Source organism: Gammaproteobacteria bacterium (assembly GCA_022450155.1).
In the GTDB taxonomy this organism is placed as follows: Bacteria; Pseudomonadota; Gammaproteobacteria; order Arenicellales; family UBA868; genus REDSEA-S09-B13.
Window position 1 is genome coordinate 9603 of sequence record JAKUQR010000027.1, and the last position, 22165, is coordinate 31767.

The following is a 22165-nucleotide window of genomic DNA, read 5'->3' on the forward strand; positions in this document are numbered from 1 at the left end:
ACATGTCAGTCAACGGACACGAGCCGGTCATGACGAGAGAGGTCGTGCAGGCGCTTAACGTCCAAACCGACGGTACCTATGTCGATGCGACATTTGGCCGTGGAGGTCATACCCGAGCTATTCTGAGTTATCTAGGTCCGGCCGGACGAGTTCTTGCAATCGATCGAGACCCGGAAGCCTGTCGCTGTGCGAAGCAAATGTCTGAGACCGAAAGCCGGCTGACGTTTGTGCAGGCGTCGTTTTCTGAACTGTTCGAAATGGTTAACTCCCACGGGCTTGTTCACCGGGTGACAGGGCTTGTACTCGATCTTGGTGTATCGTCTCCACAGCTCGACAGTCATGAACGTGGTTTCAGTTTCAATGGTGACGGCCCACTGGATATGCGTATGAACCCGGATATGGGTCAGTCTGCCGCAGACTGGTTGAATGCAGTCACTGAACTACAGCTCCGAAATTGCCTGCGCGAGCTTGGCGAGGAGCGCTATTCAAGAAGAATTGCTCGAGCCGTTGTTGCTGCGCGGACCAGTCAGCCGCTGTCGCGCACGGTAGAACTCGCTGACATCGTAGCACGCGCGGTACCGACCCGAGAACCGGGCAAGCACCCAGCAACCCGGACTTTTCAAGCGATCAGGATGCAGGTCAATCAGGAGCTCGGTGAGCTGAAGTCAGTATTGCCACAGGCACTGAGTGTTCTTGAACCCGGCGGCCGTCTGGTCGTGATCAGTTTTCATTCCCTCGAACATCGTGCAGTCAAGCAGTTCCTGCGCCAGTCTGCCAGCGGTGATCCTTATCCGCCGGACCTGCCGGTTACCCATGATCAGATTCGGCCTGCTGTGAAAATATTGAGTAAGCCACTTAGGCCTGGCAAGCAGGAGGTTGAGGCCAATCCTCGCGCCCGCAGTGCCGTACTCAGGGCGGCTGAAAAAACCGCAAACGCAGACTCATGAAGATACTGATCGGTCTTGTCGTTGCGGTGGTTGGCAGTGCATTGAGCACAGTGTTGATTCGACATGAAAATCGACAAGTGTTTCTTGAGGTCAGGGATGCAGAAATTCAGCGTGATCGTCTTAACGACGAATGGGGAAAACTTCAACTGGAGCAGGCGACCTGGTCGCTACACAGCCTGATTGCATTCGAGGCCCGGCACAAACTGGGCATGGTGCCCCCAGACCCGCAGGACACCGTCGTTTTGCGACTTGAGAGTTCAAGATGAGCCAATTGCCTCAAAAGCTGCAGAAATTCTACCCCCGGCGACACTGGATCTGCTTTGCAGTGATGTTGCTTGGGTTCATAGGATTGTTTGCCAGAGCATTTCAGGTCCAGGTGCTTGAGAGCAGTCAACTGCGAAGTGAGGGAGAAATCAGACAGATCAGAACGCTTCCAGTTAAACCGGTGCGGGGTGTGATCATGGACAGGCAGGGTGAGATCCTGGCCGTCAGTACACCACTGGACGCGATTACAGCAGATCCCCGAGAACTTAGAAAAGCCGGACCTGACCTCGAACGGCTCGCTGCTGCGTTGAATATCCCCCTCAAGCAGATCACCAGCAGATTAGATCTGCTGGCCAACAAGAAATTCGTCTATCTCCGTCGGCATCTCCCACCAGACAGAGCGCAGCAGATTCAACAGCTGGGTATCCGCGGTGTCGCTACCCAGAGGGAATATGGCCGTTACTACCCGGCCGGAGCTCTGGCTGGACACATTGTTGGATTTACGGACATCGATGACCACGGACAGGAAGGCATAGAGCGGTCTTTTGACAATCACCTGGCGGGTGTAGAGGGTCAGAAACGGGTTCTGATTGATGCCCGCCACCGTGTTGTTGAAGATGTTGAGAGTGTTCGACCCGTGCACCATGGTCGGAATCTGCTTCTGAGTCTCGATCTTAGGATTCAGGCGGCAATGCGCAGACATCTGCGCAAAGCCGTCCTACAGAACCAGGCAGCTGGTGGTTCTGCCGTCATGCTCAATTGCGACACCGGTGAGGTGCTGGCGATGGTCAACCTGCCGGATTTCAACCCCAATGACCGGGAGGACATCACAGCTGGGCACTTTAAGAACCGTGCAGTCACGGATGTATTTGAACCGGGTTCAACGATAAAACCATTTACCTTGTCTTTAGCCCTCGCCCAGGGTGTGTTCACCCCTGACAGCAGAATTATGACCGGTCCTGGTGTGCATTATGTGGGCGGTCGTCGTATTCGGGACATCCGGGATTATGGAGATCTCAGTTTTGCGGAAGTGTTGATCAAATCAAGTAATGTCGGTACAGCAAAAGTAGCATTGGAAATGGCGCCTGAGGCGCTGTACAACACTTTGAGTACCGTAGGATTCGGCCACATTACTGGGATTGAACTGCCAGGTGAACAGTCGGGGCGGTTGTTGAATAGGGAACGCTGGCTCCCGGTGGATCATGCCTGGCTGTCTTTTGGATATGGCCTGTCAACAACATTGCTGCAGCTGGCCCGGGCTTATGGGGTAATTGCCACCGAGGGGATGCTGGTGCCGGTAACCATACGCCTGGATGCCAAAACTCAACCCGGCATAAGGGTGCTTCCTGCTGATGTCGCCCGCCAGATCACCGCGATGCTCGAACGGGTTGTCTCCGAGGGCACAGCGACCCGGGCGGTGGTACCGAATTACCGGGTGGCGGGTAAGACCGGTACGGTACACAAAATCAAGCCTGGTGGCGGCTATGAAAAGGATCGTTATCGGTCTTTGATTGCCGGTTTTGCACCGGTGTCTGATCCGCGCTTTGTTCTAGTCGTGATGATTGACGATCCCAAAGGTGGCAAACATTTCGGGGGTGAGGTCGCAGCACCGGCCTTCGGGCATATTATGGCCGACGCTTTACGATTACATCGAGTTGCACCAGACGCGCTCAAATCGACACTCGAAATTGTAGCCCGCAGCAGCGACTTGAGAACGGGCGCATGATGACTTCGGCATCACAGAAACCCTGTGCACTGGGAACACTGATTGGTGGCGTAACAGATGTTCCGGTCGAGGCTGACATCGAGATTTCAGGTATTTCCTTGGACTCTCGTCATGTGCAGCCCGGGCAGGTCTTTGTAGGCCTGCCCGGTAACCAGACCGATGGGCGCGGTTACATCGACCAGGCGGTCAGTGCAGGTGCGGCCGCTGTTCTTTACGAATCGGGTGGATGGAATCGACAAGACTGTGCAGTGCCTGCTTTCCCGATAGACGGTCTCCGCCAGCACATCGGTCAGATTGCGAGCCGATTCTATGGATTTCCATCCCGGGCACTTTGTGTCATCGGCTTAACGGGTACCAACGGGAAAACCACCTGTGCGGGTCTGTTGGCACAAGCGCTCACCTGTCTGGGCCATCGGACAGGGTTCATCGGCACCGTTGGATCCGGTCTCGTCGGGGCACTTCAGCCACAAAGTCTGACCACACCGGATGCGGTCACCCTGCAGGCTAAACTGGCGGATCTCTTGCAAAAAGGCGCCGACAGCGTCTGTATCGAAGTGTCGTCTCATGCACTTGATCAGGGTCGAGTCAGGGGCGTCGAGTTTGATGCGGCCGTATTCACCAATCTCAGCCGAGACCATCTCGATTATCACCAAAACATGGAAGCGTACGCAGCGGCAAAACTGCTCCTGTTCCGGACCGGCGGGTTGCGTACAGCGATTATCAATGCTGATGATCCGTGGGGCGCTAAATTCGCTGTTGCTGGTCTATCGGCCAGGGTTTGGACCTATGGAATGAACGATAACGCCGACGTGTATCCTCTGGGGATGCACGTGGTGCCGGGAGGATACGACTTGACTCTGAGTTCTCCCGTCGGCGAGATCGGTTTTCACAGCCCGCTCCTGGGTGAGTTCAACGTCATGAACACGGTCGCAGTCGTGAGCACACTGCTTGCTCTGGAGTTCACGCCAACCGGTATATCTGAGATTATGCCGCGTCTACAGTCGGTACCTGGTCGCATGGAGTTGGTCGAACACAATCGACAAGGGCCACGGGTTATCGTTGACTATGCTCATACACCATCTGCTCTGGAACAGGCTCTCAAGGCGGCACGAGTTAATGCGGCCGGCCGGGTGTGGTGTGTATTCGGTTGCGGCGGGGAGCGGGATCCGGGGAAAAGGCCACTCATGGGTGCTATTGCCGAGTCTTGTGCCGACCACGTTGTGCTCACCAGTGACAACCCGAGGGGAGAGGACCCCGTGCAGATACTCGAAGACATCCAGTCTGGCATGACCCGTGAGCCCAGCGCAGTACAACCAGACCGCAAAAAGGCAATACAGATCGCACTGAAATGTGCTGATAAAAAGGATGTGGTGCTCATTGCAGGTAAAGGGCATGAGTTGAAACAGATCGTCGGCTCAGATGTGAAATTTTTCAGTGATCAGGACACCGTTAGGCAACTGCTGGAGGTAAATAAGTGATGAATCTGCTAACAGCTGCATCAGCTGTCGAGGGACGAATTGTCGGCAATGATGTTGATTTCGAACGAGTCGTGACGGACAGTCGCGAACTGAGTGGTGGCGAGTTGTTTGTTGCACTCAAGGGTGAAAATTTCGACGGCCATGAGTTTGTTGCGCAAGCCAAGAACTCGGGTGCAGTGGCTGCCATGGCCAGTCAAGAGCTGGAAATCGACCTGCCCACTCTGGTAGTTGGGGACACCACGCTATCACTTGGGCGTCTTGCTGCGTACTGGCGGTGCCAGTTCAACCTGCCCGTTGTGGCCGTAACCGGCAGCAACGGGAAGACAACTGTCCGCGAGATGATAACGTCGATACTGAGTGAAGGCGGTCCGGTGCTCTCGCCCCGTGCCAACTTCAACAATAACATCGGGATGCCCCTCACCTTATTGGGCTTACGCGAAGACCATCGTCATGCGGTTCTGGAGCTTGGCATGAACCAGCCAGGTGAGATCGACTACCTCTCGCGAATTGCCAGGCCATCGGTCGCCGTGATTACTAACGCAGCTTCGGCACATCTGGAAGGTTTACGCGATGTTACTGGCGTTGCCCGGGCAAAGGCAGAAATATTAAATGGACTCGACCGCAGTGGTGCCGTAGTCATTAATACCGATGATCGATTTGCGGCTTATTGGCTGGCCCGTGCCCGTCATTTCAGGAGTGTCACTTTTGCTTTGGAGAGTGAAGCTGATATCCGGGGCGACTCCACTACAGTCGGTGACAAACTCCTGCTTGAAGTCAGCCTTCCCGATGACCGGCTGGAGTTTCAATTGAGCCTGCTCGGTCGACACAATGCACGCAACGCATTGGCGGCGGTGGCCGCAGCATGGTCTGTTGGCTGCAGCACTGAGCAGATCTGTGCTGGTATGGAAAAAGTACGGCCCGTTCGGCGTCGACTTGAACAAAAGCAGGCACAGGCCGGCGCACAGTTGATAGACGACACCTACAACGCGAATCCGGCATCTCTCGAAGCGGCAATCCATGTGCTTGCTGCCCGTCCAGGAAGAAGGATTTTGGTGCTTGGAGATATGGCCGAACTCGGGGACCAGGCGGAGGGTCTGCACCAGGCTGCCGGTCGGGCTGCCAGGGAAGCGGGGATAGATGACCTGTTGACGACCGGTGGTCTCGCGCGTTGTGCGGCAGAGGAATTTGGCACGCATGCCCGCCATTTTGAAAAACAAGAGAGTCTGATTGCTGCCGTTCACGAACTGCTCGCTCCCGAACTCACCGTGTTGGTGAAGGGCTCTCTCTCATCTCACATGGAGAATATCGTGAATGCGTTGATCCAGACAGGATCAAACGGGTACGCCTGATGCTCAAAGGTCTGTTCGAGATCTTGGCGACCGAGTACAGCGGGCTGAATGTTTTCCGCTACCTCACATTTCGAGCCATCTGCGGCATCTTAACAGCTCTGGTGATGAGCTTTGTCATTGGTCCGTTACTTATCCGCAAGCTGAACGATCTGAGGATCGGAGAGACAATTCGGGAGGATGGTCCAACGTCGCATCAACACAAGTCGGGCACTCCGACCATGGGTGGCGCACTGATACTGGTGGCGACGGTCATCGCGACCCTGCTATGGTCAGACCTCAGCAACCGTTTTGTCTGGATCACGTTGTTTGCATGTGTTGGGTTTGGATTAATTGGCTGGATTGATGATCGGGGCAAACTCAGAGGAGATGAGGGGCGAGGACTGTCTAAGCGACAGAAGTTTTTCTGGCAAAGTATCGTAGCTGCCGGTGCTGCCAGCATGCTTTTTGCGATGGCACAAAGTCCGGTTGAAACGCAACTCATCGTTCCGTTGTTTAAGTCAGTGGCAGTCAATCTGGGACTGGGCTACGTGCTGCTTGCATGGTTTGTGATCGTTGGCAGCAGTAATGCGGTGAATCTAACTGATGGTCTGGACGGTTTGGCGATCCTGCCCAGCGTGCTCGTAGCAGGTGGCCTGGGCGTTTTTGCCTACCTCACCGGTCACGCAATTTTTTCTGGCTATCTAGGCATCCCACATATATCGGGTGCTGGTGAGTTGCTCGTATTCTGCTCAGCTTTGATGGGCGCAGGTCTTGGGTTCCTCTGGTTTAACACCTATCCGGCACAGGTGTTTATGGGTGATGTGGGTGCACTGGCCATCGGCGCTGCCCTTGGAACCGTTGCGGTTATTGTCCGCCAGGAGATCGTGCTGGCAATCATGGGGGGTATTTTCGTCATTGAAACCTTGTCAGTTATCCTGCAGGTGATTTCTTTCAAGATTACCGGTCGTCGACTGTTTCGGATGGCACCGCTGCACCACCACTTCGAACTGAAGGGCTGGGAAGAACCAAAAATCATCGTTCGTTTCTGGATTATCAGCCTGATTCTGGTCCTGATCGGACTGGCGACGCTGAAGATCAGGTAGCCACTGCTGCGATGAATCGGGCTGCTAACACTGTCTCAACAGACAAAAATCCAGGTCGGGCTGTCGTCGTTGGTCTGGGTGTTACCGGACTCTCTTGCATTCGCTACCTGGATAGCCTGGGTGTGTCATTGACCGTGATGGATACCCGCGCAGAACCGCCCTATCTGGAGACGTTGTCACGGTTCTACCCACATATTGATTTGCACGCGGGGTCGCTCGACACGGCAGTTGCAAAAGATACCGATCTGCTGGTCATGAGCCCCGGGGTTGCCCTGACTGAACCGGCTGTGCTCGAAGCCATCAATGCAGGCGTTGAAGTGGTTGGTGATATTGAACTTTTTGCACGGGACTGTACGGCACCGGTGATTGCCGTAACGGGGTCAAACGGGAAAAGCACAGTTACGACACTGATCGGCCGCCTGGCTGAGGCTGCCGGTCGGAATGTTCTGGTCGGCGGAAATATTGGCCGCCCTGCACTCGAGTTGCTGGCTGAACCACAACCTGACTGCTATGTGCTGGAGTTGTCCAGCTTTCAGCTCGAAACTACTTCGACCTTGAATCCGCGCTGTGCCGCCATACTCAACATCGCCGAAGATCATATGGACCGGTATAAGAGTGCGAAAGACTATGCCAGGGCAAAAGCCCGAATCACCCAGGGCGCAGCGGTTGTCATCACTCGACGCCATGATGCGATCCACCAACTTCTCGATCTGGAGAGCGATACCCAGCACATCACTTTTGGGCTCGACGAGCCGACCGGTCCGAACGATTATGGTCTGGTCACTGATGAACGTGACTCTTGGCTGGTACGCGGTGGCCATCATCTGGTCAGTGTTGCTGAGCTTGAACTCTCTGGAGCACATAACGTGGCAAATGCACTTGCAGCGTTGGCATCGACAGAGGCTTTGTTCGGTGCCACTTCAGCTCCGGGGCTGGAGGCATTGCGTGGGTTCCAGGGGTTGCCTCACCGCTGTGAAGTTATAGATGATCGGGACGACATTATCTGGGTAAATGATTCCAAGGGTACAAATCCTGCTGCCACCGTCGCTGCGCTGGAAGGTATGAACCGTCCTGTCGTGTTGATCGCCGGGGGTCAGTCTAAAGGTGCCGATCTTTCGATTCTTGCCGATGCAGTGAGACGTTATGCACGTCAGGTCGTCCTTTTTGGCGAAGACCGCAATAAGGTTGCGGCAGCTATTGGTCGACGTGTGCCGCTTACGATGGCGGACGATCTGGAGCATGCCGTTTCGTTGGCCGCATCCTGGGCACAACCAGGTGATGCTGTCGTTTTATCCCCAGCCTGTGCCAGCTTCGACATGTTTGAAGACTTCCAGCAGCGGGGGGAGGCATTTCGGCAGCTGGTCAAGGAGCAACTGAGGTGAGCATCACCCTTACCGTCGATCAGAAAGGCCCACGCTCTCAGATCGCTATGGATGGAACCCTGATCTTGTCGGTGCTGGGCTTGCTCGGATTCAGCGCAGTGATGGTATTTTCCGCGACGCTCGGCACGTACGGTTCTGATTCCAGTATCGTGCCGTTACTTAAACACGTATTCAGTATTGCGCTCGGTATCGTAGTTGCCTATCTGGCGTCCCAGATTGACATGAACATTTGGCAGCGATCCAGTCGCCTGCTTATGGTTATTGGGATTGTAATGCTGGCGTTGCTGCTGTTACCCGGGCTGGGTCGGGAAGTCAACGGCAGTACCCGCTGGTTTCCCATAGGTCTCCTTCAGTTTCAACCTTCCGAGGTTGTTAAAGTGCTGGCTGTGCTTTATCTGGCAGACCATTGTGCAAGAAGGTTGTCTCAGTTGAGTACTTTCAGGGTCAACATTATTGAACCTGCGCTTGTTTTCAGTGGAATTGCGGTGTTACTTCTGCTCGAGCCGGACTATGGCAGCACTGCAGTTATCCTTGTTACTGTACTGGGCATGCTGTTCCTTTCTGGTATTCGCCTGAGCTACTTCTTTGGTGCATTTTTTGCAGGTTTTGTGGCGATGGGCGTTCTAATCTTCTTTAACCCCAACAGGCTGCAAAGAGTTCTGTGCTTTCTCGACCCATTTGCCGAACCTTACGGGTGTGGATACCAGTTGGTTCAGGCACTGATTGCACTGGGGAGTGGTGAGTGGTTTGGTGTTGGGTTAGGTGCGAGTGTGCAGAAGCTGTTTTATCTGCCTGAAGCCAGCAATGATTTTCTGGTTGCGGTAATTGGGGAAGAGTTGGGCCTCGTCGGAATCGCAGTGCTTATCGCTCTCTACGTAACTCTGTGCTGGCGAGCCTTCCGAATTGCAGATCGGGCAGGTCGGGCTGGACAGATGTTCCAGGCTCGTGTTGCCCAAGGGCTGGGTCTGTTGCTGACGCTTCAGGTAATGGTGAATCTGGCTGTGAACCTGGGCGTCATACCCACCAAAGGGTTGACGCTGCCGCTGATGAGTTATGGTGGCAGCAGCATGATCAGTTGTTGTTTTGCGATCGGACTTCTGCTCTCAGTCGATCGATGTAGCCAACGGGCGCTTGGTACAAAACCATGAAAACGATCCTGATCATGGCCGGTGGAACTGGCGGACATGTCTATCCGGCGCTCAGTGTTGCGAAATCACTGATGAACCATGGCGTTGGTATTGTTTGGCTGGGTACCCGCTCGGGACTGGAGTCTTCAGTGGTCCCGGGTGAAGGAATCGACATGGAATGGATCGATGTTCACGGTGTACGGCGAAGTGGTTGGCTCCGGAAAATCGGATCTCCCGTAATGCTGATCAGGGCGATGCTGCAGGTCTATGCCGCAATCAGCCGCCGCAAACCGGTTGCTGTCCTTGGAATGGGTGGATTTGTAGCCGGTCCGGGTGGGCTGGTGGCCTGGTTGATGCGCCTGCCGCTGCTGATTCATGAAGCAAATGCAACTGCTGGTATTACGAATCGTCTGCTGGCGCCAATTGCAAGACGCGTGATGTGCGGTTTTCCCGATACGCCTGGCCTTGGCCAGCGGGCCGAATGGACGGGTAACCCGGTTCGGGAAGCTATCCTTTCTTTACCGATTCCAGAAGAGCGATACGGCAACCGGCAGGATCGCGTTCTGCACGTACTGGTGGTGGGCGGCAGCCAGGGCGCACGGGTACTCAATCAGGTCGTACCGGAAGCGATGGCTGAGTTGACGCCGGATCAGCGTCCCAAACTGCTACATCAGTGTGGGCGTGACCGAGCCCAGGAACTGTTTGCGCGCTACCGGGAGCTTGGCATCGAGGCGGATGTACGGGAATTCATAGAGGACATGGCTGCAGCCTATTACGAGGCCGATCTTGTGGTTTGCCGGGCCGGAGCCATGACAGTGGCCGAAATCTGTGCGGTAGGACTGGCGGCTGTACTGGTTCCCTATCCCTACGCTGCGGGGAATCATCAAAAAATAAATGCACAGTACCTGGTGTCGCAAGGTGCTGCTATTGCACTTGAAGAAAGTGAGTTCTCTGCCAATCTGTTGGCGCTAACGGTGAGAAAGTTTCAGGACGACCGATCGCGGCTGCTTTCGATCGCGCAGAAAGCGCGCGCGCTCGGTCGCCCAGACGCAATTGGCCGTGTGACTGGACAGTGTCTGGAGGTAGTCAGTGCGTGAGTTCGTTCAGCAGATACATTTTGTCGGAATTGGCGGGGTTGGTATGAGCGGAATAGGGTCGGTCATGCTCAATCTGGGTTACCGGGTGACAGGATCCGACATGGTTGAATCAGATGTGACAGAGCGACTGCGGGAGATGGGTGCAAAGGTGACCATCGGCCACAGTGCAGACAGTGTTGCGCAAGCAGATGTTGTTGTGACATCTACGGCTGTCAGCACAGACAACATTGAAGTGAAAGCCGCGGTAGATGCAGGCATCCCAGTTATTCCACGTGCGGAAATGCTGGGGGAACTGATGCGTTTCCGGCAGGGAATTGCGGTGGCCGGTACACACGGTAAAACCACAACGACCAGCCTGATAGCCGCTGTACTGGCTGCTGCCGGCATGGATCCGACATTTATTGTGGGTGGACTGGTAAAAAGTGTCAGCGGTAATGCACGGCTGGGTAGTGGTCGCTGGCTTATTGCCGAGGCTGACGAAAGCGATGCATCTTTTCTGTACTTACAGCCGTATCTCGCCGTGGTTACCAACATCGATAGCGATCACATGGATTTCTATGGTGGAAGCTTTGACAGGCTCGTCTCAACCTTCGCTGATTTTCTTTCCCATCTTCCCTTTTACGGTCTAGCGATCCTGTGTGCTGATGATCCTATTGTGGCCGACCTGCGGGTCAGGCTGAAAAAACCAGTCTTGACGTACGGCACTGAACGGGGGGCAGATTATTACGCCAGCGAGATCAGACCGCAGGGTTCTCACATGATGTTCCATGTCCATCTACCCGATGGTGCCAGATTACCGATAGATCTGGCACTGGCCGGGCGACACAATGTCCTGAACGCGCTTGCTGCTATTGCTGTCGCGGATAAGGTGGGCGCAAGCCATGAATCCATTGTGGAAGGGCTCAAGAATTTTCAGGGTATAGATCGACGCTTTGAGATTCTAGGTGAGCTGAGTGTTGCAGGAGGTTCCGCAGTTGTAGTTGACGATTACGCACACCACCCGAATGAAATCGCGGCCACCCTTGAAGCGGTTTCTGGGTGCTGGCCGGATCGACGTCGGGTCGTGGTTTTTCAGCCTCACCGTTACACCCGTACACGCGACCTGCTTGATGAGTTTGCCGCTCTGTTGGCTGCTGAAACACAGCTCGTCGTGACTGGCGTTTATCCAGCTGGCGAAGAGGTGATTGCCTCTGCCAGCGGCCCTGTGTTGTGTGAGCGGATTCGCGCACTCGGTGGCGTCGACCCGGTGTATCTGGAAGACGTATTTTTGCTACCGGACAAACTGCCAGAGCTTGTTCAGCCGGGGGATGTTGTGTTGACCCTGGGTGCGGGCAATATCGGTCATGTCGCGCGGAAACTGGTCGGAGAACAGAGTTGTGGTCTGGAGGGTGTCATCGAGTGACGCCAGCAGCAGCTATGAATTCAACGCGCTATTTTCCAACTGTTCGGGGAGAAGTTCGACGCCATGAGCTGATGGCACAGCATACCAGTTGGCGGGTTGGTGGACAGGCTGACTATTATTTTTGCCCTTGCGACAGAAATGACCTCTCTCAGTTTCTCCAAGTGCTTCCTCTGGAGACGCCCTTATTGTGGGTTGGACTGGGTTCGAATCTGCTTGTGCGGGATGGCGGATTCCGGGGTGCCGTGATCTGCTGTCATGGTGGTTTGTCTCAGTTGACACAACTGCAAGATCACGGCGTGGTTGCAGAGGCCGGTGTGGCGTGTGCCAAGGTGGCTCGATTTTGCGCAAGGGCAGGATTTGCCGGTGCGGAGTTTCTTGCCGGTATACCCGGTACGCTCGGTGGTGCTCTGGCAATGAATGCGGGTGCGTTCGGGAGCGAAATCTGGGATATCGTCGTCCAGGTGGAACTCATCAGCCGTGATGGCAGGGTTCAGCAGCATCCCGCCGGCGTCTTCAAAACGGGCTATCGCTGGGTTGAGTTATTGCCGGACCACTGGTTTGTGGGTGTGACGCTGAAACTTGCTCGCGGTACTGAAGACAAGGGTCGACAGCGCATCCGGTCATTACTGGTGGAACGCTCGGCAAAACAGCCGATTCAGGCATCCAGTGCGGGTTCCGTCTTTCGCAACCCTGCCGGGGATCATGCCGCACGGCTGATTGATCAGGCTGGACTGAAGGGCTTCAAGGTCGGTGGTGCGATGGTCTCCCATCAGCATGCCAATTTCATCATTAATTCCGGAAATGCCTGTGCCGGGGACATCGAGAAACTCATTGAGTGCATACAAACGCGGGTTAAAGTCAAGTTCGGGATTCTCCTTGAAACTGAAGTCAGGATCGTCGGAGACCGGTTATGAGTTCTGATCGTATAGCCAACGCTCAAGACGGTGAATTAACTGACGCCATGATTGGCCAGCGGAAAAAGACCATGTACAAACCGAGTTTGTGGATCACGATCACGGTTGTACTTTTAATGACAGGCGTTGTTCTGGTTGATCAACTAATGCGGCCAGGTCGTTTCACGATAGAAAGAATTGATGTACACAGCAGTTCGGCCCGCGTGGATGCACGGATGGTCGAGCGGACTGCTTGGTTAGCACTGATTGGCAACTATTTTACTGCCGACCTTGAGGAAATCGAGAGCGCCCTTGTTCGTTTACCAGGTGTCTACCAGGCAGCGGTGAGAAGGCACTGGCCAGATACACTGGAAGTCTCGATTACGGAGGCCGGTGCGATTGCGCTATGGTATGCGACTGACGGCAGCGCCCTTGAGGTTCAGGATTATGTGAATCTGCCGCCAGATTCCAATATCACTCTGCAACCGGTTTTGCGTAGCCCAACAGCTGACCGACATACCGTGATTGATGCCTTTCTCGACCTGGTATCAGGTCTGACCCCACTTGGCCTGGAGGTCAGGAACTTATCTGTCAATGAAGCTGGCGACTGGATGGTGGTGTTGCAATCGGCATCCCTGCAGACCCCGGCCGAGCTGGAAATCGTCGTGGGCAGAGGTGATCCGGTACGCAAGGTCGATCAGTTTGCTGTGGTGTTCGATTCGTTTTTGCAAGACCGGCTGGCGGACATCGAACGTGTGGACATGCGCTATGACAGCGGTTTTGCTATCCAGTGGCGAGGCGGCGGTAGCGGTGTGGTTCAACTGGCAGCCCATGGACAGTTGGACAACTGAGTAAGTCAGCGATGATCAAAAACCGCGAAAACAACATCTTTGCCGGTTTGGATATTGGTACATCCAAGGTTGTGGCGATTGTCGGTCGGGTCCAGCCTGACTCAAGCCTGGAGATTATCGGTATGGGGCAGCACATCTCCAAAGGTCTCCGCAAGGGTGTCGTGGCGAACATCGAGTCGACGGTCGATTCCATTCAGAAAGCGGTAGAAGAAGCAGAACTCACGGCAGACTGTCGGATTAATTCAGTATTCGCCGGCATAGCAGGTGCCCACATCAGCAGCCTGAATTCTCATGGGGTTGTCGCGATTCGTGATAAAGAAGTTGATGTTGCTGATATCGAACGTGTTATCGAAGCCGCCCGTGCCCAAGCTATACCCAATGATCAGCGGGTATTACACATCTTGCCACAAGATTTCATTATTGACGGGCAGGAAGGCGTACGCGAACCCATAGGGATGAGCGGGGTGCGCCTGGAAACCAAGGTGCACATTATTACGGGTGCTTTGAGCGCGGTACAAAACATCGATAAGTGTATTCGACGCTGCGGGTTGGAAGTGGATGATCTGGTATTGGAGCAACTGGCATCGAGCTATGCAGTGCTCGATGCCGATGAGAAAGAACTGGGTGTTTGTCTGGTGGATATTGGCGGCGGTACGTCAGATATAGCGGTATTCACAGAGGGTGCAGTCAGACACACTGCTGTGCTGCCGATAGCGGGGGATCAGATCACAAACGATGTAGCTGTGGCCCTCCGGACCCCAACCCAGGCAGCCGAAGAGATCAAGATAAAGTTTGCCTATGCACTGGCACGGCTGGCACCGGAGGGAGAGTTGATCGATACACCCAGTGTCGGCGACCGCGCACCGCGCAAGCTTGCTCTGTCTCAGCTGGTAGACGTCGTAGAGCCACGTGCTGAAGAGCTTTTCCTGCTGGTGAAAGACGAGTTGCGTCGAAGTGCATACGAAGACCTGTTGGGAGCGGGGATTGTGTTGACCGGCGGCAGTTCAAAAATGGAAGGTATGGTTGAGTTGGCAGAAGAAGTCTTCCGGTTACCCGTTCGGCTTGGCATCCCCCACTACACCGGTTCGCTGAGTGAAGTGGTAAGAAGTCCTATCTACGCCACTGCTATCGGCTTGCTGCTGTTTGGTCATCGACATCAGAGCAGGCCTGAAGTGCATAGCAAAGCATTTGGATGGGCAGATCAGCCGATCCAGCGTATGAGAAGCTGGTTCAGTAAGTATTTCACGGAAGAGTAAACCAGACGTATAGGAATTTACGATGACTTGGAGATAGGGGCTTGGAAATTTCGGGCTGTTGAAATTATTGCTTGAGTAATAACGTTTAACCTTGGCGAAAGGAGCTTAATCATGTTTGAACTGATGGAAACTGCAGGCCAGCAGGCTGTCATTAAGGTGCTGGGAATTGGGGGTGGTGGCGGTAATGCAGTTGATCACATGCTGTCGGCAAACCTCGAAGGTGTTGAGTTTATTAACGCCAACACTGATGCCCAGGCTCTCAGACGCTCGGGTGTATCAAAAGTTCTTCAGCTTGGTGAGAACCTGACCAAAGGGCTGGGTGCGGGAACAGACCCGGATGTTGGTAGGCAGGCTGCGACTGAAGATCGGGACAAGATAGCCGAGGTGCTCGATAACACGGATATGATTTTTCTGACAGCCGGCATGGGTGGCGGTACGGGTACCGGTGCTGCACCTGTGATTGCTCAGCTGGCACGAGAGAAGGGCATTCTGACGGTTGCAATTGTCACTCGGCCGTTCAAATTCGAGGGGCGAAAGCGCGTAGAGGCGGCAGACCGGGGTATCAGTGAACTGGGTGGGCTGGTCGATTCACTGATCATTATTCCCAACGAGAGGATTCTGGAAGTCATGGGGGGGCAGGTGACTTTACTGGACGCCTTTGCCAAAGCAAACGAAGTTCTATTCAATGCTGTACAGGGCATTTCAGAGTTGATAACACGTCCAGGATTGATCAACGTTGATTTTGCAGACGTCAAAACTGTGATGTTGGAGATGGGCATGGCGATGATGGGCTCAGCTACTGCAACGGGGCCGGATCGAGCTATCGATGCCGTGCACGGTGCAGTATCAAGCCCGCTGCTTGAAGATGTCGATATCTATGGTGCACGAGGACTATTGGTTAACATTTCCGCAGGTCCGGACATGACGCTTGATGAGTATGCACACATTGGAGAGGTGGTGAATAACTATGCCTCGGAAGATGCCACGGTGGTGATCGGAACCACGCTAGACCCCGAAATGGAAGGGGACCTTCGGGTCACCATGGTTGCGACAGGCATCCGTAATGGTACGGCGAGACCCGACATCCATCTGGTGAGGGAAGATGCAAGCGACAGTGCACCCGCAGAAGAACCTGTTCTGGATCTAGATACCCCTACGGTCATTCGGCGCCGTTCCCAGGCACCTCGTCTAGCCGAGGGTAATGCCGCTGTCGATATGGATTATCTGGACATACCGGCATTTCTGAGACGTCAGACCGAGTAAAACCCCAATTAAATTAACGATCTAGGAGAAATCGACGAAAATGCAAAAAAAGTGGTAAAAAAATTGTAAAACAGGTACACAGTCAGGGAATACTAATGTACCATTGAGAACATGTCTGAAATCTGCCTTTTAGGCGCTGAATGCGACCCTATAACAACACAGGAACAGGTCGCATGATCAGGCAAAGAACCCTGAAAAATGTCATTCGCGCAACTGGCGTTGGCTTGCATACCGGCGAGAAGGTTTATCTGACACTGCGCCCCGCACCCGCGGGCACCGGTATCGTGTTCCGGCGTATCGACCTCGACCCGGTAGTCGAGATTAATGCGTCGCCGGAACGTGTTGGCGATACCCGGTTGTCTACATCACTTGAATCATGCGGAACACGCGTGTCAACGGTCGAGCACCTGATGTCTGCCTTTGCGGGTCTTGCCGTCGATAATGCATGGGTCGACCTAACGGCAGCAGAAGTTCCGATCATGGATGGCAGTGCCGCTCCTTTTGTCTTTCTGATCCAGTCAGCAGGAATTCAGGAGCAAAACGTCCCTAAGCAATTCATCCGAATCAAACAAGTGATTGAGGTGCACGACGGTGACAAATGGGCGCGTTTTGAACCTTTTGAAGGATTTAAAGTGACTTTCAGTATTGATTTTGATCATCCAATCCTGAAGTCATCTAGCCAGAGTGCGAGCATTGATTTTTCGACCACCTCTTTCATGAAAGAGATCAGCCGTGCCCGTACTTTCGGCTTTCTGCAGGATGTCGAGGCACTTCAGGATGCCGGACTTGCAAGAGGCGGCAGTCTCGATAATGCAATCGTGATGGATGCGTATCACATCCTGAATGATGAAGGACTTCGATACGGTGACGAATTTGTGCGACATAAAATCCTCGATGCGATCGGAGATCTGTATCTACTGGGTCACCCACTGGTGGGATCGTTCACTGCACACAAGTCTGGGCACTGTCTCAACAACAGACTGCTTCAGGAGCTCGTTGCACAGTCCGAGGCGTGGGAACTGGTCTCGTTTGAAGATGATCGAAGTGCGCCTATCAGTTTTACCCGACCTGCAGTTTCTCAATAGTTTCCCCATCAGGCCCTGAATCTGTAGCGATAGGGGTCGAATTTGACCGCTTGTGGCTTGCATCGCATCAGGCATTCGATGCAGATCCTTGCAGACAGGCAGCTGCAGGTCCGATGAACCGCAGATGCGCATGACGTTGACTTACGCTAGCATCAGCGCGGTTACCGGAGTGCTGGCCGTCTGAATCACCTTGCGCGGGTCAAATGCCCGTTATCGCTCTAGTGCAGTGGGAGTTACAACGCGTGGAATTTACCCTTACTGAAGAACAGAAAATGCTGATCGAAAGCGCCCGCCGCTTCGTCGAGCAGGAACTGTACCCACACGAGGATGAAGTCGAAAAAACCGATCAGGTATCTTCGGAGCTACGCCACGAGATTGTTCGTAAGGCCATTGAACTGGGGTTCTATGCTGCAAATATGCCCGCAGAGCTCGGCGGTGGCGGACTTGATGCCGTGTCGCTGACTCTGTTTGAACGAGAGCTTGGCCGGGCTAATTTTGCACTGCAGTATCTTGTTGGCCGGCCCAGTAATATCCTGCAGGCTTGCACTGGCGAGCAGAGAGAGCGGTATCTTCTACCCTGCATAAAGGGTGAAAAAATCGATTGTCTCGCGATGACCGAGCCAGGCGCCGGATCCGATCTTCGTTCAATGGCCTGTAGAGCGGATCAGAACGGTGGCGACTATGTTATTACTGGCACTAAACATTTTATCAGCCATGCTGATATCGCCGATTTTGTTATTTTGTTTGCGGCAACGGGAGAAGAGAGCTCCAGTCGTGGACCTAGAAAGTTGATCAGTGCGTTTCTGGTTGACAAGGGGACCCAAGGATTCAATGTGCGTCCGGGCTATCACTGTGTCTCTCACCGGGGTTACCACAACTGTATTCTTGAATTCGATCAATGCCGGATTCCAGCATCGCAGATGCTGGGTCATGAACATCAAGGTTTTGAGGTTGCCAATGACTGGCTTGGCGCGACCCGGCTTCAGGTGGCAGCAATGTGCCTGGGCCGTGCCCATCGTGCATTGGAACTTGCTATAGACTGGGCTGTAGACAGAAAGCAGTTTGGACAGCCGATCGGTCGTTTCCAGGGTGTTGGGTTCAAGATTGCGGAGATGCGAATGCGTCTTGAAGCCGCTGAACTTCTGACCTTGAAGAGTGCGTGGAAAACTGATCAGGGTAGTGCAACTGACTCAGACTACGCGATGGCAAAACTCTATACGACCGAGATGCTGGCTTATGTGGCTGATGAAGCGATCCAGATTCATGGTGGCATGGGACTGATGGCTGACCTGCCGCTCGAGCGGATATGGCGTGACGCCCGCGTTGAGCGAATCTGGGAAGGTACCAGCGAAATTCAAAGACATATTATCTCGAGAGATATTCTGAGGCCTCGCTGGGACTAGACGATTTGGACGCTGAGCAGAGCGCTTTCGATCTCGAACGTCTTTTTAGACCCAAGACTGTCGCCGTATTTGGTGGTCGAGAAGCCGCAGAGGTGGTGCGGCAGTGTACGCGTCTGGGTTTCCAGGGAGAGATATGGCCGGTACACCCGCGACATAACGAAGTTGCAGGCCATCGTTGCTATCGCGATACCAGTGAACTGCCTGGTGCGCCTGACGTTAGTTTTATTGGTGTCAACCGCCGGCAAACCATCGAGATCGTTGCTGAACTACGGAAGATTGATGGCGGCGGTGCGGTCTGCTACGCCTCAGGATTCAGCGAAAGTGAGGACGGTGAACAGCTTCAGGCAGAACTGGTCCAGGCCGCTGGCAATATGCCGATCCTTGGGCCGAATTGCTATGGCCTGATCAATTACTTAGATGGCGCATTGCTGTGGCCCGACCAGCACGGTGGTCAGCGGGTGAAGCGAGGTGTGGCGCTGTTTACCCAGAGCAGTAACATCCTGCTGAACCTGACCATGCAGACCCGCGGTCTGCCTATAGCCTATGTTCTGGCGCTGGGAAACCAGGCCCAGACGGATGTCGCGCATGCCATTGAAGCAGTAGTGGCCGATGACCGTGTGACCGCAGTGGGACTGCACATAGAAGGATTTAGGGATGTGCAGACTCTCGAGCGTGCAAGCAGACTTGCGCGGGACAGGCACCTGCCGATGGTGGCCATCAAGGCCGGTTCGAGTGCACGTGGCGCCGGGCTTGCTTTGTCACATACCGCCTCACTGGCAGGTACCGACCGGGTCGCCGATGCGCTTCTGGACAGACTGGGGATCGCCAGGGTCCGTTCATTGGACAGTCTGATTGAAACCCTGAAACTGCTTCATGTACACGGGCCGCTGTCCGGTAGCCGCATATGTTCCATGAGTTGTTCAGGTGGTGAGGCGATGCTGATGGCAGACGCGGCAGAAAGTCGAGATGTCAGCTTCCCCGAGCTCTCCCCTGATCAGCACCAGCAGGTCAGGGAGACCCTCACAGACCTGGTAACCGTATCGAACCCGCTCGACTACCACACGTTTAACTGGAATGATGAGGAAAAACTTTACCAGACGTATCGTACGATGCTCAGTTGTGGCTTTGACTTGTCGGTGCTGGTGTTGGACTTTCCTCGACGGGACAACTGTCAATGGGATACATGGCATCCGGCCGTGAGCGCAATCGAAAGAGCAGCACAGGACACGGGGCAGCAGACAGCGATATTGGCCAGTTTGCCTGAAAACTTGCCCGAAGATACTGCTCGCGACTTCATCGATCGCGGTATCGCACCATTATGCGGGATTGAACAGGCAATGGACGCGGTCGAAGCTGCAGCCAGGATTGGACATCTCTGGCGCCAGGCATCGCCTTTAATGCTGCCGGGTGTGACCACTAAAATCAGACAAGGGTCGTTTATCGTTGATGAGTGGGAGGGAAAAGCCTGGTTGTCGGAGTTGGGCCTGGTTGTTCCACGGGGACGACTGGTGCGAAGTGTCGATGAGTCGGTTGAGGCAGCTGGTGAAATTGGATTTCCTGTTTGTGTGAAAGCCTGTGACGCCAGCTTAAGGCATAAGAGTGATCAGGCAGCTGTTACATTGAATGTATTGGATGAACAACAACTCAGAAAGTCAGCTGAGCGCTTGCTTACCTACTATGACAGGCTGATCGTAGAGGAGATGATCACTGATGCGCTGGCCGAACTGATCATTGGCGTTGAACACGACCCACAGGTCGGTCCTTGCATGATGCTGGGAACCGGTGGTGTTCTGGTGGAATTGCTCCAGGATGTACAAATCGTTCTCTTACCCGCCCGGCGATCAGAATTTGAATCAGCCCTGGAAAAGCTCAGAGTGATGCCCTTGCTTAAGGGGTATCGCGGCACAAGTCGGGGTGATACGGTTGCGTTGCTTGATTGTCTCGAGACCCTGTCCAGCCATATCCTATCGGCGACTGACCCTGTTTCAGGGCTGGATATCAATCCGCTGCTGGTTCGACCTTCGGGGAAAGGCGTAGTGGCTGCTGACGTGCTGTTAAACCAGGTACACAAGCCGTTGTCGGGCGGGCGAGATTCGGTCTAATTTAAGTCAGATCGGTTGCAGCGGGCCGCCCGTTTTGCGGCCAGCACCAACATAAGGAGTTGAATCGAGGATGGATACACCAATTCATGTTGAGAAGCGTTCATCTGTACTGGAAGTTACCCTCAATCGACCTAAAGCCAACGCCATCGACGTCGCGACCAGTCGGCAGATGGGGGAAGTCTTCGCGGCCTTTCGGGATGATCCCGATCTGCGGGTTGCCGTGATTACCGGTGCTGGCGAAAAGTTTTTCTGCCCAGGTTGGGACCTTAAGGCGGCTGCAGACGGTGAGGCGGTCGACAGTGATTACGGTGTTGGAGGATTTGGCGGCCTGCAGGAGTTGCCGGACCTGAATAAGCCGGTTGTAGCTGCGGTAAACGGTATTTGTTGTGGCGGTGGGCTGGAGCTCGCGCTGTCAGCTGACATTATCCTCGCTGCCGATCACGCGACTTTTGCACTGCCCGAAATCAACTCGGGAACAATTGCTGATGCCGCGACGCTCAAGCTGCCCAAGCGGATTCCCTACCACATTGCCATGGAATTACTGTTCACCGGTCGCTGGCTTGACAGCAGTGAAGCACACCGCTGGGGGTTGGTAAATCATATCGTACCGGCTGCCGAGTTGATGACGCGGGCCCGGGAACTTGCCGAGACTTTAGCGCGGGGTCCACCACTGGTTTATGCGGCTATCAAGGAGGTCGCACGAGCAGCTGAGAATATGCGGTTTCAGGATGCGCTGAACGGAATCACAGGTCGAACTTTCCCGACAGTTGATCGGCTCTACAGCAGTGAAGATCAGATTGAAGGTGTTCGTGCTTTTGCCGAGAAACGAAAACCTCTCTGGCGTGGTCGATGATCCGCTCGCTGAGGTTAAGCAGGGTCGTTTTCCGGGCGATATCAAGTGTAATGCTCAGTTATCGGTTTGCCGGTGCTGACTGAGTCGGTGCAGCACCCTGCGCAGGCCGGGAGTTGCTACGGTGTGGGCACTTTGCTCAAGTGCGCAGGCTGAAGCAGATTCGATCGGTTCGGGCTTTCTTGGTGTTATCACCGGCACCCGGTCTGCCTCTGGGGGCCTGACTTTGACGGTGATTTCCTCGCAACCGACACCATGAGACTTGAGTTCGGCCATGATCGTGTTTTTTTGCAGGGTGATAGCGTGTCCCCATACCGGTGAATCCGCAAACACGACAAGTTTGCTGTCCTCTAGTGCAACCCGCGTGTGTGCAGCGATGTCGGCGCTGACGGTAAGCAGCCAGGATCGGGTTGCTTTGTCTGTATCGTCACGGGGATCTGCTGCAGCGGATGCTGACACAGATTTCACCAGAGCCCCTACTGGTCTGAAAGTTGATTCGCTCATGATAAAATTTGTCCAATAGTATCAGTTTAACTGGGATAGAGATGCCTTCAGGTCGGTTACGGACGAAACCGGTTGCCAGCCGACCGTTTGAGATCGCCGGAATC

19 protein-coding genes are annotated in these 22165 nt (G+C 54.3%); 18 read left to right on the forward strand and 1 reads right to left on the reverse strand.

Translation table 11 applies throughout. The features are described from left to right. Nucleotides 1-2 precede the first annotated feature (2 nt). The 18 genes from rsmH (at nt 3) to caiD (ending at nt 21560) form a co-directional block, all read left to right on the forward strand. Nucleotides 3-947 (forward strand): 16S rRNA (cytosine(1402)-N(4))-methyltransferase RsmH, encoded by a 945-nt coding sequence (rsmH, locus tag MK323_12715; protein MCH2483012.1) that lies wholly within the window; start codon nt 3-5, stop codon nt 945-947. After that, nucleotides 944-1213, forward strand: a complete 270-nt coding sequence (gene ftsL, locus MK323_12720; protein MCH2483013.1) for a cell division protein FtsL — start codon at nt 944-946, stop codon at nt 1211-1213. Before rsmH ends, ftsL begins: the two co-directional genes overlap by 4 nt. After that, on the forward strand, nt 1210-2937 hold the full coding sequence (locus MK323_12725) for a penicillin-binding protein 2 (protein MCH2483014.1): 1728 nt from the start codon (nt 1210-1212) through the stop codon (nt 2935-2937). Before ftsL ends, MK323_12725 begins: the two co-directional genes overlap by 4 nt. Beyond that, complete coding sequence (locus MK323_12730) at nt 2937-4415, forward strand: UDP-N-acetylmuramoyl-L-alanyl-D-glutamate--2,6-diaminopimelate ligase (protein MCH2483015.1); 1479 nt, start codon at nt 2937-2939, stop codon at nt 4413-4415. Before MK323_12725 ends, MK323_12730 begins: the two co-directional genes overlap by 1 nt. Then, on the forward strand, nt 4415-5764 hold the full coding sequence (locus MK323_12735) for a UDP-N-acetylmuramoyl-tripeptide--D-alanyl-D-alanine ligase (protein ID MCH2483016.1): 1350 nt from the start codon (nt 4415-4417) through the stop codon (nt 5762-5764). Before MK323_12730 ends, MK323_12735 begins: the two co-directional genes overlap by 1 nt. Beyond that, the gene (gene mraY, locus MK323_12740; protein ID MCH2483017.1) at nt 5764-6846 is read left to right on the forward strand and encodes a phospho-N-acetylmuramoyl-pentapeptide-transferase; all 1083 of its coding nucleotides are present in this window, start codon (nt 5764-5766) and stop codon (nt 6844-6846) included. The genes MK323_12735 and mraY overlap by 1 nt, the downstream gene beginning before the upstream one ends. 11 nt (nt 6847-6857) lie before the next feature. Beyond that, entirely contained in the window at nt 6858-8228 is a 1371-nt protein-coding gene (gene murD / locus MK323_12745; GenBank protein MCH2483018.1) for a UDP-N-acetylmuramoyl-L-alanine--D-glutamate ligase, read from the forward strand. Then, nucleotides 8225-9376 (forward strand): putative lipid II flippase FtsW, encoded by a 1152-nt coding sequence (ftsW, locus tag MK323_12750; protein ID MCH2483019.1) that lies wholly within the window; start codon nt 8225-8227, stop codon nt 9374-9376. The genes murD and ftsW overlap by 4 nt, the downstream gene beginning before the upstream one ends. Then, nucleotides 9373-10452, forward strand: coding sequence for an undecaprenyldiphospho-muramoylpentapeptide beta-N-acetylglucosaminyltransferase (gene murG / locus MK323_12755; protein ID MCH2483020.1), 1080 nt, complete (start codon nt 9373-9375; stop codon nt 10450-10452). The genes ftsW and murG overlap by 4 nt, the downstream gene beginning before the upstream one ends. 43 nt (nt 10453-10495) lie before the next feature. Continuing rightward, on the forward strand, nt 10496-11854 hold the full coding sequence (gene murC, locus MK323_12760) for a UDP-N-acetylmuramate--L-alanine ligase (protein ID MCH2483021.1): 1359 nt from the start codon (nt 10496-10498) through the stop codon (nt 11852-11854). Between the two features lie 14 nt (nt 11855-11868). Then, entirely contained in the window at nt 11869-12768 is a 900-nt protein-coding gene (gene murB / locus MK323_12765) for a UDP-N-acetylmuramate dehydrogenase (protein ID MCH2483022.1), read from the forward strand. Further along, a complete protein-coding gene (locus MK323_12770) occupies nt 12765-13598 on the forward strand; it encodes an FtsQ-type POTRA domain-containing protein (GenBank protein ID MCH2483023.1) in 834 nt (277 codons plus the stop codon). The genes murB and MK323_12770 overlap by 4 nt, the downstream gene beginning before the upstream one ends. An 11-nt stretch (nt 13599-13609) precedes the next feature. Further along, a complete protein-coding gene (ftsA, locus tag MK323_12775; protein ID MCH2483024.1) occupies nt 13610-14854 on the forward strand; it encodes a cell division protein FtsA in 1245 nt (414 codons plus the stop codon). 111 nt (nt 14855-14965) lie between these two features. Beyond that, nucleotides 14966-16117, forward strand: a complete 1152-nt coding sequence (ftsZ, locus tag MK323_12780; GenBank protein ID MCH2483025.1) for a cell division protein FtsZ — start codon at nt 14966-14968, stop codon at nt 16115-16117. A 173-nt stretch (nt 16118-16290) separates the two neighbouring features. Then, nucleotides 16291-17202 (forward strand): UDP-3-O-acyl-N-acetylglucosamine deacetylase, encoded by a 912-nt coding sequence (lpxC, locus tag MK323_12785; protein MCH2483026.1) that lies wholly within the window; start codon nt 16291-16293, stop codon nt 17200-17202. A gap of 242 nt (nt 17203-17444) precedes the next feature. Continuing rightward, a complete protein-coding gene (locus MK323_12790; protein MCH2483027.1) occupies nt 17445-18605 on the forward strand; it encodes an acyl-CoA/acyl-ACP dehydrogenase in 1161 nt (386 codons plus the stop codon). Nucleotides 18606-18610: 5 nt separating this feature from the next. Beyond that, on the forward strand, nt 18611-20707 hold the full coding sequence (locus MK323_12795) for an acetate--CoA ligase family protein (GenBank protein MCH2483028.1): 2097 nt from the start codon (nt 18611-18613) through the stop codon (nt 20705-20707). Between the two features lie 70 nt (nt 20708-20777). Then, a complete protein-coding gene (gene caiD, locus MK323_12800) occupies nt 20778-21560 on the forward strand; it encodes a crotonobetainyl-CoA hydratase (GenBank protein MCH2483029.1) in 783 nt (260 codons plus the stop codon). 54 nt (nt 21561-21614) lie between these two features. Here the strand turns inward: caiD and MK323_12805 are convergent, their stop codons facing one another. Then, nucleotides 21615-22061, reverse strand: coding sequence for a DUF721 domain-containing protein (locus MK323_12805; protein ID MCH2483030.1), 447 nt, complete (start codon nt 22059-22061; stop codon nt 21615-21617). Nucleotides 22062-22165 lie beyond the last annotated feature (104 nt).